The organism is Moorena sp. SIO4A1, assembly GCF_010672065.1.
Lineage (GTDB): Bacteria > Cyanobacteriota > Cyanobacteriia > Cyanobacteriales > Coleofasciculaceae > Moorena.
Map to the genome: position 1 here is coordinate 1 of NZ_JAAHHX010000799.1, position 1318 is coordinate 1318.

A 1318-nucleotide genomic window follows, 5' to 3' on the forward strand; every position below is an offset into this window, starting at 1 on the left:
TTCCGGGTTGGGAGATGGGGAGATGGGGAGATGGGGAGATGGGATGATCACGTGATTAGATAATGGGGTGATTAATGTGTAGCAATAGTGTTTGAAGTTTGAATAAGGTCTTGAAATAGTAGCAAATTTAATTATTAGTTTTTTAGATAACAGTATGGATAGTAAAATAATTGATTTTTTAAGCCCGTTATGGGGAGAAACTCTAAACCAATTACGTCATGATATCTATCATCTAGCCGACTATGTTAGTTTAGAGTCTAGACGAAATCAAGGGATACCGGAAGCAATTGTAATAGCAGATGGTGATAAAATTTTCTTCGTTCCTTATTTACTGCGCCAATGTGATGACATTTGCGATCAAGACTCAGGGGATTTATTTGATATAGTCTCTCCCTATGGTTATCCAGGAATTTTATTAAGTGAGGCAGCCGCTAGCACACCAGGGTTTGCTGATGCCGCAATGGCTGAATTCAAACGTGTGTTATCTGTCAAGGGAGTATGTTCAGCCTTCTTGCGACTTCATCCCATACTTAATCATAATATTAATGAATTATTTAACCCTAACCCGTTTACCTTCAATGGCGAGACAATCTCTATTGATTTAACACTCCCTGAGTCTGAAATATGGAGTCATACCCGCAAAGATCATCGCAATAAGATTAATAAGTGTAAGCGTGCTGGCATGACAGCCAGAATGGTTCCATTTAAAGACTACATTCAGGAATTTATTGAAGTCTATCAAGAGACTATGGATCGGGTAGGTGCTTCAGGGTTTTATTATTTTAACTATGATTACTTTGTCGGACTGTTAGAGATACTAGGAGAGCAACTTCACCTCTGTATCGTTGAACTGGATAATCAAATCATATCCGCTGGTATTTACACAGAATGCTGTGGCATCGTTCAAGCTGTCCTGGGTGGAACTAAAACCCAGTTTTTTAAACAATCTCCAAGTGTTTTAGAAACAGATTTTGTCCGACTCTGGGCTAAAGAACGCGGCAATGAATTTTTGCACCTTGGCGGTGGTGTAGGAGGAGCAAAAGATAGTCTCTACAATTTCAAAGCGGGTTTCTCCAAGCAAAGACACACCTTCCTGACACTACGTTTAATTACTGATCAAGAAAAGTATGGTTATCTCGTTGATTTACGAGCCAAAGCATTAAACACTGACCCAGAAAAACTCCTCCACTCCAAATTCTTCCCCGCCTATCGTTGTAGTCATTAAGCTGTTTAGCATTTAGATTGGCATATCTAAATTGCTAAAAGGGAACAGCGTCTCTGGGAACAGCGATGCAGCGCCTTCATGCGGGGGTTTCCC

General features: G+C 40.2%; 1 protein-coding gene. It reads left to right on the plus strand.

What is annotated here, in order from left to right; genetic code table 11:
• Window positions 1-154 precede the first annotated feature (154 nt).
• Window positions 155-1225 carry a peptidoglycan bridge formation glycyltransferase FemA/FemB family protein gene (locus F6K53_RS43010; protein ID WP_293086771.1) on the plus strand — a complete coding sequence of 357 codons (1071 nt, stop codon included), beginning with the start codon at window positions 155-157 and terminating at the stop codon, window positions 1223-1225.
• The last annotated feature ends 93 nt before the right edge of the window (window positions 1226-1318 follow it).